The sequence below is a fragment of the Photorhabdus hindustanensis genome, assembly GCF_002968995.1.
Classification (GTDB): Bacteria; Pseudomonadota; Gammaproteobacteria; order Enterobacterales; family Enterobacteriaceae; genus Photorhabdus; species Photorhabdus akhurstii.
Genome location: NZ_PUWT01000007.1, coordinates 82471 through 92101 on the forward strand (window position 1 = coordinate 82471; position 9631 = coordinate 92101).

The following is a 9631-nucleotide window of genomic DNA, read 5'->3' on the forward strand; positions in this document are numbered from 1 at the left end:
ACAATACCGGTCTGGGAAATCAGGGGACACTGCATAAAAGATTTTCTCTGATTATAATGCGGCGATATTTTGCCATATTTACGGCAAATTATCTGTCAAAAACTTTCAGATAATCATATATAAATGGCAGTTATAACACTAACATGTTAACGCTGAACAAGTTTTTAAAATTGTGTATAAAAATAATCCGGTGCCAGATATGAATCAATTTACCAAACCTATTATTGTCGCAACCCTGATTTTATTGTTACCACCTATAGCTGTATTGATGGCAGGTTGGCAATGGCAGCCTATGGGAGAGTGTTTATGGCTTGAAGTACTGTATTGGATTACTAATACTTCCGGTGAGCCGTGGTGTTATCTGGTTTTTCTGTTTTTTATTTTAGGGATGCTATGGTTGTTCGCGACTTCGGCCAGACAGGGAGGAATATTGCTCGCTATTGTTATGATGCTCCTTTTAACGGGGCAAGGCATAAAAGTTTTGGTAAAAAATACCACTAAAGAGCCTCGCCCCTATGTTGTTTGGTTAGAAAAAAACTATCAAATGCCAGCAGGTGAATTTTATCAACATTCGCGAAAACAGCGGGCTGAGTTGTTGCAACGCAATTTAAAAGCTGATGACCGTATTCCACAATGGCAACTCAATCATTGGAAAAGAGAGACCGGATATGCTTTTCCTTCTGGGCATACCTTGTTTGCTGCAAGTTTGTCACTACTTTTAGTAGGTTTTTTATGGCCGCGTCGTCGCTATATTTTGTCTATAATTGTGACGATATGGGCAATGAGTGTTTTGATTAGCAGGATGGCATTAGGTATGCATTGGCCGCAGGATATTATCACATCAACGCTAATTAGTGCGGTATTAGTGATGGCTATTTGTTATCTCACAGAAAAATGGCGGTTGATTAACGACAAAAAGGATTTGGCGGTGTAATTGCTTCTTATTTACACTTAATCGATGAGAAGATATCGTAAAAAAGCTGAAAGACGCATTTATCATGATAAATTGCTTCCTTTATCCAGACTGGAAATGCTAATTTAATGGGCCGTTATCCAGCATAATGTCCAAGCAACAATAGATAACAGGAAAAAATGTGAAATATTTTCTGATTTTATTACTGGTGTTGGTGATCTTCGTCATCTCGGTGACTCTCGGATCAAATAATGATCAGGTGGTTACATTTAACTATCTGATTGCTAAAGGGAATTACTCTGTATCTACACTTTTGGCTGTATTGTTTGCTAGCGGTTTCGTGTTAGGTTGGGTTATTTGTGGATTATTTTATCTTCGTGCTCGTTTGTCATTAGGAAGAGCTGAACGAAAGATTAAGCGACTTGAAGCGCAACTGGAGCAACCTGCTGAACCTTCGGTTACTCATTCATCGCTTGCACTTAGCAAGGAATAAACTCCTATGTTAGAGCTGCTGTTTCTGTTGCTTCCTGTGGCCGCTGCTTATGGCTGGTATATGGGGCGCAGAAGTGCTCAACAGGATAAGCAACAAAATGCTGATCGCTTATCACGAGAATATGTTGCCGGGGTTAACTTTCTCCTTTCAAACCAGCAAGATAAAGCTGTGGATCTGTTTCTTGAAATGCTTAAAGAGGACAGTTCCGCTTTTGAAGCTCATTTGACTTTGGGGAATCTATTCCGTTCCAGGGGGGAAGTAGAGCGGGCTATCCGCATTCATCAATCTCTTATGGAAAGCGCTTCTCTGACATTTGATCAGCGTCTGCTTGCGACGCAACAATTGGGCCGTGATTATATGTCGGCGGGTTTGTATGATCGTGCTGAAAATATGTTCGCTCAATTGGTGAATGAAAAAGATTTTCGGCAAAATGCGCTTCAATCGCTGCTGACTATTTATCAGGCAACCAGTGATTGGAAAAAAGCCATCGATATTGCTGAGAAATTAGTCAAGTCCGGTAAACATGATTTACGGGAAAAAATTGCCCATTTTTATTGTGAACTCGCTTTACAGGAGATGAGCGGGGATGATCTTGATGAGGCAATCGGTTATCTCAATAAAGCGGTTCAGGCAGATAAAAACTGCGCCAGAGTTTCTATCATGTTGGGGCGCCTGTTTATGGCCCAACAAGAGTACATCAAAGCGGCGGATGCTTTAAAATCTGTTCTTGAGCAAGATAAAAAGTTGGTTAGTGAGGTGTTGCCTATTCTCCAGGAGTGTTACCAGCATCTGAATCAGACTGATGAATGGGAAGATTTCCTGAGACGTTGTGTAGAGGAAGATTGTGGGGCCACGGCCGAACTTTTGCTGGCTGATATTATCGAGCAGCAAAAAGGGCATGAAGTCGCGCAAATTTATATCAACCATCGATTAGAGCGTCATCCGACCATGCGCCTGTTTTATCGCCTGATGGATTACCATTTGGCTGAGGCAGAAGAGGGGCGAGCGAAAGAAAGTATTATCTTGTTGAGGGACATGGTTGGCGAGCAAATTCGAACTAAACCTAATTACCGCTGCCATAAATGCGGCTTTACTTCTCATTCACTTTATTGGCACTGTCCATCATGTCGTTCGTGGGATTCAATTAAACCGATCCGCGGATTAGATGGTCAGTGACACCGTGTCATCATAATGTTGCTTTGTTAGTCAAAAAGGTTAAAAAATGACATCTCATACCTTAACATCGTTCGGTAGACAGATTAGCTCGCCTGTCATTGTTGCTTTAGATTACGATAATCAGGATGCGGCGCTGGCTTTTGCCGATAAAATTGATCCGCAGGATTGCCGTCTGAAAGTGGGTAAAGAGATGTTTACCCTGCATGGTCCGCAGTTTGTTAAGTTGTTGCACCAACGTGGTTTTGAACTATTTTTGGATTTGAAATTCCATGATATTCCTAATACCGCCGCCAGAGCGGTAGCCGCTGCTGCTGAAATGGGCGTTTGGATGGTAAACGTACATGCGAGTGGTGGCGCCAGAATGATGACAGCGGCGAAAGAGGCGCTGCTGCCTTATGGTCATGACGCTCCGTTGTTAATTGCTGTCACGGTATTAACCAGCATGGAACAATCGGATCTACAAGGTATTGGCATTGATATGACGCCAGCGCGACAGGCTGAAAGGTTGGCAAAACTGACTCAGGCATGTGGGCTAGATGGCGTAGTTTGTTCTGCGCATGAAGCTCAGCAACTGAAAAAGGTTTGTGGTCAGGATTTTCAATTAGTTACTCCGGGAATTCGCCCGACGGGCAGCGATGCGGGCGATCAGCGCCGTATCATGACGCCGGAGCAGGCGGTATTGGCTGGGATTGATTATATGGTTATTGGGCGTCCGATTACCCGTGCCGTCGATCCTGCGGCAGCATTGCGTCAGATTAATCAATCTATTGCGGGAGTGATTAATGCAAGATAATAATTCGCGTCTAGTCTATTCCACAGATAAAGGCCGTATTCAGGAAGAAACGGTTAAACCTCAGCGCTCAAAAGGAGATGGTATTGTTCGTATTCAACGTCAAACCAGTGGTCGTAAAGGAAAAGGGGTTTGTATAATTACCGGGATTGATGCTGATGATCAGGCACTGATTAAACTGGCGGCTGAATTGAAGAAAAAATGTGGCTGTGGTGGTTCAGTAAAGGACGGTGAAATAGAAATTCAGGGTGATAAAAGGGATTTATTGAAACAGTTACTTGAAGCTAAAGGAATGACAGTTAAATTAGCTGGTGGTTGACAGAAGGGCGGATATTCGCCCTTCGTTCATTTTATTTTCTTGGTCTAATTATTGGTAGTGTTTTTATTATTTATTAATAATATTCTTAATTTATTAATTAAAGATAATTCACAATAAATAGATTATTTTAAATATTCTGAAAAATAATATTTTGACATTATATTTACTTTTAAAAATAAATTTATATTTTTAAATTGATATAATAATCAATAAACGGTAGTAGGAAATTTAATATTATTTCTTCGTTTCTTTGATAATATTTTTATTTAAAAGAGCTATTATGTGGAAATGAGCAGTTTTGATGAAAAAGGCGATGAGTATTATAATTGCTTTTTAAATCATAAAGATAACAATTTAAATCCATTTTTTTAGTAAAGAGGTTGACTGTGGAGAATGATCGTTCTACCATGAAAAACATGGAAGGTGAGCCGGCGCCCAACATCAGGGAAAACATGTTGGATGTTGTAGAGGAATTGATTTACACAAGGGGGATTGCGGCTACAGGTATCGATCTGATAACGCGCACGACAGGTTCTTCACGTAAGACAATTTATCGTTATTTTGGTACGAAAGAGGGGTTGATTGAAGAAGTTCTTCGTCGGCGAGATGAACGCTGGATGCGGTGGTTTACTTCATCAATAGCCGAATATAAAACACCTAAAGAAAAATTGCTGAATATTTTTCTGGTATTACAACGATGGTTCGAAGGTGATGATTTTAGAGGATGTGCATTTATCAATACATCCGGTGAACGGCCTAATCCAGATGATCCTGTAAGGATAATTGCTAAAGAACATAAAGAGAAAGTTTTTACTTACGTGCTTTCTATTTGTGAAGAAATATCGCCAGATTCATCAGTGGATTTAGCTAGGAAGCTCCTACTCTTAATAGAAGGCGCTATTACAACTGCGCATGTGATGAATGATACACACTATGCTTTAGAGGCGATGAATATTGCCAAGGCATTGCTGAATAAATGCGATGTGAGTTAATGAAATTTAATTATAATTAGGAGACAATATGTCTAATACAAAAGAAATTCGTCAGCCAGTGCCGCCATTTACTCGGGAAACCGCTATTCAAAAAGTCCGCTTGGCGGAAGATGGGTGGAATAGCCGTGACCCTGAAAAGGTTTCATTGGCCTATTCATTGGATACCCATTGGCGTAATCGCGCTGAATTCGTGCATAGCCGTAAAGAAGCTCAGGGTTTATTAACCAGAAAATGGGCGAAAGAGCATGAATATCGATTAATTAAGGAACTTTGGGCGTTTACTGATAATAGAATAGCGGTTCGTTATGCTTATGAATGGCATGACGATTCCGGTAACTGGTTTCGCTCATATGGTAATGAGAATTGGGAATTTAACGAAGATGGCTTGATGTACAACCGTTATGCCTGCATTAATGATCTTCCGATAAAAGAATCCGAACGCAAATTTCATTGGCCATTAGGTCGCCGTCCTGATGATCATCCTGGATTATCTGAGTTAGGGCTGTAATCCTTTTCAAGAGATGGCCGAAACGCGGCTGATGTGCATGCTTGGCCTTCTGATAACGGAAGAATTCAGAAGGCCCGTATGTTGAATTTATCGTTTGAGACAAGACAGATTACGGTTAATGCAGTTCGTGACCTGATGGAGTTCGTCAGTGGGAATATCATCAGTTACATTCCGTGCCGTATGGGTGAAGTCAGCGGCGACATCTGCTATTTCATCAATAATGTTATTCATTCTGGCCGATGCGATGCTTGCATCTTTGGCAACCTTAAGCAACATGGTGCGGGTGATATTCGTGCCATGACCACCCACTGAGGTTTGATGTTGTCCGCCGGGACCGTCCGCAAAGGTCAGATCATAGGCGGGGGACACCACCCATTCATTGCTTTCATTTAGAATGAAGGAGAAATTCTTCACATGATCATCACGGTTATGCATCAACACGTTGAACACCATACGACGGGCTTGGATTTCTCGCTCAACAACAGAGCGCGTGATGAAGCCAGTTGCCCGTAAGATATCTATGTAATCCATACAGGGTAATCGGAAGTCGGCATGTAGGGCGCCGGCCATACTCAGTACCGGCACTCGCATTCCATTCTCACGATCGAAACGCTGGACACCGAAAGCAGCAAGCTCCCCTTCAAGGCGGAAGTAGCGACTTGTGGGAAAATCAATGCCTGCCATTCTGGCCGTACAGGCGTAAGCTTCTTCAAGGGCACAAACCCAAGGACTTTCCTCTGCTGCGGGAAATTTAACCAGCCAAGGCTCACTCTCAGGGAACGCAGTTGTTTTCATCTGGCCGGTGGATGGATTATATTCTACCTGTGCCTTTGGTCTGGCGCCGTGGGGCGAGCCGCCAAGCAGAAAAAGTTCGCGCAGTGCCTCTGAGTCCTGACCCGTTACTTCTTGACGGATTTGCTGGGCCAGTCCGGTCAAGTTCAGAATACTGTATTTGTCTTCCTGGTCGTCCGGTAAAGGCAGAGCAGGTTGGTAGGTCATAGCCCCCATTGTGTTATTGCTCAATAATGCCAGGCGTTCCAGGACGGAAATCCGGCCAGGGTCGACATTATTACGGCGAAGGAACCGATCCATAAGCAGCCGTCCCCAGCCATCCGGCAGGGAATCTGCGATAAAGCCAGGGAGCCAGTCCTGAAAGTGCTCAAAATTCGCGTAAGTCTCTGTGGAAAGTGGCAGTCTCAGGGGCGAGAATTCGATGTCATTATCAAGAGCTTCTTGGGTGTACTCAAATAAATAGCGGCCACGCACAGTACTTTCGGCCAGATGACCCAACACCCACTGTTCCCCTCGACCGCTGTAGACCACTTGTAGTCGGTTTAATGACCGGTACTGAAAGTTTCGCGTTGTCATTTTTTTGAGCCTTCTGATTGATGAGCGCGGCCATTGCCGGAAGGTTTCCGGGCCGAGCGTGGGGTTCGCCGGGCGCGCTGACGAACCGGTGCCTTCATAGCTTCAAGCTGTGCAATACTGACTGGTTGTGGCATAAACAGGGACTTTACTTCATCTTCCAGTCGTAGGGCAAAGGCGACCTTCATAAAATTCTCAAGCGTGCCTTGTCCGCTGGCCTCAAGTTTTTTGAGCGCAGAGACGGAAATACCGCTTCTGAGCGCCAGCTCTGTCTGGAGCATGTTGCGCCGCAGTCGGTGCTCTCGCAGGCGGTTTCCAAGTTCTGCCAGCAACTCTGATTCGGTATAAAGCATTAAAGCCACAAATGCACCTCTTAAGTTTAAATTTTATAGTTAAGAGACTCTATTATACCTCTTATTTTGCAAGAATCTAAATATGAGAATATGGATATTTAAGAGTTCTATATGAATCTCATAAATGTGTTTAATATACTTTAAAGCTTTATATGAGTCCTTTATAAAAGATATCTTCCTTTTCAAACAGTTCATGAATCTGGTTTATTCGTGTTGATCTCCTTAAGGATTTACTATCATACTTACCTATACATCAAATTTTAAAATGTGAGGTAATATGGCGAAACATCCTGTAGAACAATCACCTAAACTTAATTTCTCAAATTTAGATTTTGTTAAATTCGGGGAATACCTCAGTGAATATAGTATTGCTGATAAACAGGGAAGATACCTTCATTGGAGTCAGCTTAAGTGGCGAGTTCCTAGTAAAGAAGCTGAACACATCTGGTATGCGGTAAAGTTCTGTAGAGATCAGGCAAAAAAAAGTACGGGCTTATTTGATAAAAGCGGGAATGAGTTTAGTTTTTGTATACATGATGCACTAGAACCAAAGTTGCACAAAATTGTACAACTTGGTGCAGGTAAAATAGCTGCAATTGCAGGATCTCAAGCATCAGATAATATTCAACAGAATTACTTAGTATCATCTTTACTGATGGAAGAAGCCATCACTAGCGCTCAATTGGAAGGTGCGGCAACTACCCGAGCTGACGCAAAAAAAATGCTAGAGGAAGAATTAGCGCCCAGCACTCCTGATGAAAGAATGATTCTGAATAATTATATGCTATTAAAGCTAGCGGATAAAAGAAAACAAGAACCCCTTACAAGGGATTTGATGCTTGAATTTCATAGAATAGCGACTAATGGTGTATCTGAAAACGAAAATATACCGGGGGAATTTAGATGCAATAATGATATATACATTGGAAATGATGACAATCCATTATTTTACCCGCCAAACTATGAGGAGTTAGAAAATAGGTTAGAAGAATTATGTGCTTTTGCTAACGAAAATCATAATGGAGAGGATGGCCGGAAATTTATACCACCAGTAATAAAAGCGATTATTCTTCACTTTATGATGGGGTATGAACATGCATTTAGAGACGGGAATGGCAGAACTGCAAGGGCAATATTTTATTGGTACATGTTAAAGAATGGATATGATATTTTTGAATATATTTCAATAAGCAAGGTTATCAAGGAGCACGCTAAAGACTATGGTATGTCATATCTTTATGTTCAAAAGGATTATGGGGATTTAACTTATTTTATCGATTTTAATGTTAATGTTATTCTAAACGCATTTGATGAATTACAAGAGTATTTAAGAGTAAAAACAAAAGAATTTTATGAAATTGTCGATGTGTTGGAAAATTCAAAGTATAAAAGTAAGCTAACCTTCATTCAGAAAGATTTAATTAAAAAAGGTGTAAAAGAACCCGGAAGATTGTTTAAAGTAAAATCGGTTCAGAATGTATATGATGTTAGTGAAAATACAGCCAGAAAGTTACTTAGGGAGCTTGAGGCAATGAATATATTTTTTCCTATAAAAATAAGACGAACAACTTATTATATTGCCCCCGCAGATCTACGTAGTAGGTTAAATAAGATATCAAAATCGTAGGATGCTTTTTATTACAATTCCTAGCGCAGAATTAACACAGTTTAAAATCATAACCACCCGCATAGCGGGTGGTTTTATGTTTAAGAAGCTGACGCTACTTAAACTGGCTAAAGCCATAATAAAGGAGATTGTTATCAAGGTCTCGGTAACAATCTCATGCAATATTATAGTCCTAAAAATTCAATATGCTGAATTAATCCCTCACCAGATAGACGTTTACCTTCTTCTTCATGTAATGTTAACACTAGAGGCCCAGCCTTTAAATCAACCTCAGTTGTCCGATATACAACCGGCCCGTAGTTTGAACCTGATTTATAAGGTGTTAAAACTTTTTCGGTAAAGAATTTGATATTTTGATCGAAAATAGTGCTGTTTGATTGTTCTAGCTTCATTTGAATTGCCGAATCAAAATTGAATGAATCTGACATATAGGCATAATACATTCGTAAACGATACCGTCCTGCCGATTTAACCTGTAAGGTAATTTGAGTCGGGCCCCTTTCATACGTTTGTGGTTCTGTTGCTGAAAGATAATTATAGCTACCTTTTCTAGATGACCTACCACCATTCAAAAATACATCGCCGAGAAAAATATTATTGTAGTTATGGTCGATAAATAAATTATCTGTGTCATTTGGATCTAAACAGACACGCGAAGATTTTCGTTGTGCGCCAAAAGTTAAATGGGATTGAATATTAGTATAGTCACTTGTCCAATATATCATTGAGCGCTTTGCCTGTGTCTCTGGCTCATAAAAATCTTCACTGTTATAGTTATTAAGAGCGGCAATTAGAATATCGTTAAACATAATATCTGCTTGTTCGGCTATTGCTTTGCTGTATTTTTGAAGATCATAAAGTGAATCAGGGCAAGATCACGAATGTTTTTTAGCCAAAAATAAAATAGGTTGCTTCAAATAAAGCACTGTGATCTTATACTCTCTTTTGAGAGTGAAAACCTATATCATGTGCCTTGAGAACTTTACCCTTCATTTTTCGGCAATCCAAGACCCTCGCCAGAGTGCGAAAGTCACCTATCCTTTATTTGACATCCTGTTTTCGTCACTGTGTGCCGTGATTGCGGGCGCAGAAGGC

12 protein-coding genes are annotated in these 9631 nt (G+C 40.9%); 9 read left to right on the top strand and 3 right to left on the bottom strand.

The features are described 5' to 3' along the window. The first annotated feature begins 199 nt into the window (after nucleotides 1-199). From pgpB to C6H66_RS03290, 7 genes are all read left to right on the top strand, one after another. Nucleotides 200-934, top strand: a complete 735-nt coding sequence (gene pgpB / locus C6H66_RS03260) for a phosphatidylglycerophosphatase B (RefSeq protein ID WP_105394800.1) — start codon at nucleotides 200-202, stop codon at nucleotides 932-934. A gap of 160 nt (nucleotides 935-1094) precedes the next feature. Continuing rightward, nucleotides 1095-1406, top strand: a complete 312-nt coding sequence (locus tag C6H66_RS03265) for a LapA family protein (protein ID WP_036805770.1) — start codon at nucleotides 1095-1097, stop codon at nucleotides 1404-1406. Nucleotides 1407-1412: 6 nt separating this feature from the next. After that, nucleotides 1413-2582, top strand: coding sequence for a lipopolysaccharide assembly protein LapB (lapB, locus tag C6H66_RS03270; protein WP_105394801.1), 1170 nt, complete (start codon nucleotides 1413-1415; stop codon nucleotides 2580-2582). Between the two features lie 46 nt (nucleotides 2583-2628). After that, complete coding sequence (pyrF, locus tag C6H66_RS03275; RefSeq protein WP_105394802.1) at nucleotides 2629-3375, top strand: orotidine-5'-phosphate decarboxylase; 747 nt, start codon at nucleotides 2629-2631, stop codon at nucleotides 3373-3375. Continuing rightward, nucleotides 3365-3691, top strand: a complete 327-nt coding sequence (gene yciH, locus C6H66_RS03280; RefSeq protein WP_046397903.1) for a stress response translation initiation inhibitor YciH — start codon at nucleotides 3365-3367, stop codon at nucleotides 3689-3691. The genes pyrF and yciH overlap by 11 nt, the downstream gene beginning before the upstream one ends. A 386-nt stretch (nucleotides 3692-4077) precedes the next feature. After that, entirely contained in the window at nucleotides 4078-4683 is a 606-nt protein-coding gene (locus tag C6H66_RS03285) for a TetR/AcrR family transcriptional regulator (protein ID WP_105394803.1), read from the top strand. 28 nt (nucleotides 4684-4711) lie between these two features. Then, on the top strand, nucleotides 4712-5191 hold the full coding sequence (locus tag C6H66_RS03290; protein ID WP_046396505.1) for a nuclear transport factor 2 family protein: 480 nt from the start codon (nucleotides 4712-4714) through the stop codon (nucleotides 5189-5191). Nucleotides 5192-5278: 87 nt separating this feature from the next. Here the strand turns inward: C6H66_RS03290 and C6H66_RS03295 are convergent, their stop codons facing one another. Both C6H66_RS03295 and C6H66_RS03300 read right to left on the bottom strand, forming a co-directional pair. Continuing rightward, nucleotides 5279-6559, bottom strand: a complete 1281-nt coding sequence (locus C6H66_RS03295; protein WP_105394804.1) for a type II toxin-antitoxin system HipA family toxin — start codon at nucleotides 6557-6559, stop codon at nucleotides 5279-5281. Beyond that, nucleotides 6556-6909: a helix-turn-helix domain-containing protein gene (locus C6H66_RS03300; RefSeq protein WP_236548258.1), complete on the bottom strand. Its 354-nt coding sequence runs from the start codon at nucleotides 6907-6909 to the stop codon at nucleotides 6556-6558. The genes C6H66_RS03295 and C6H66_RS03300 overlap by 4 nt, the downstream gene beginning before the upstream one ends. A 277-nt stretch (nucleotides 6910-7186) precedes the next feature. Here C6H66_RS03300 and C6H66_RS03305 point away from each other — a divergent pair, with 277 nt between their 5' ends. After that, nucleotides 7187-8536, top strand: a complete 1350-nt coding sequence (locus C6H66_RS03305) for a Fic family protein (RefSeq protein ID WP_105394806.1) — start codon at nucleotides 7187-7189, stop codon at nucleotides 8534-8536. A gap of 164 nt (nucleotides 8537-8700) precedes the next feature. Here C6H66_RS03305 and C6H66_RS03310 read toward each other — a convergent pair whose 3' ends face one another. Continuing rightward, nucleotides 8701-9345, bottom strand: coding sequence for a hypothetical protein (locus C6H66_RS03310; RefSeq protein WP_105394807.1), 645 nt, complete (start codon nucleotides 9343-9345; stop codon nucleotides 8701-8703). Nucleotides 9346-9502: 157 nt separating this feature from the next. Here C6H66_RS03310 and C6H66_RS03315 point away from each other — a divergent pair. After that, nucleotides 9503-9631, top strand: a 129-nt coding sequence (locus C6H66_RS03315; RefSeq protein ID WP_146111016.1) for a transposase family protein, incomplete at its 3' end; no start/stop codon positions are given.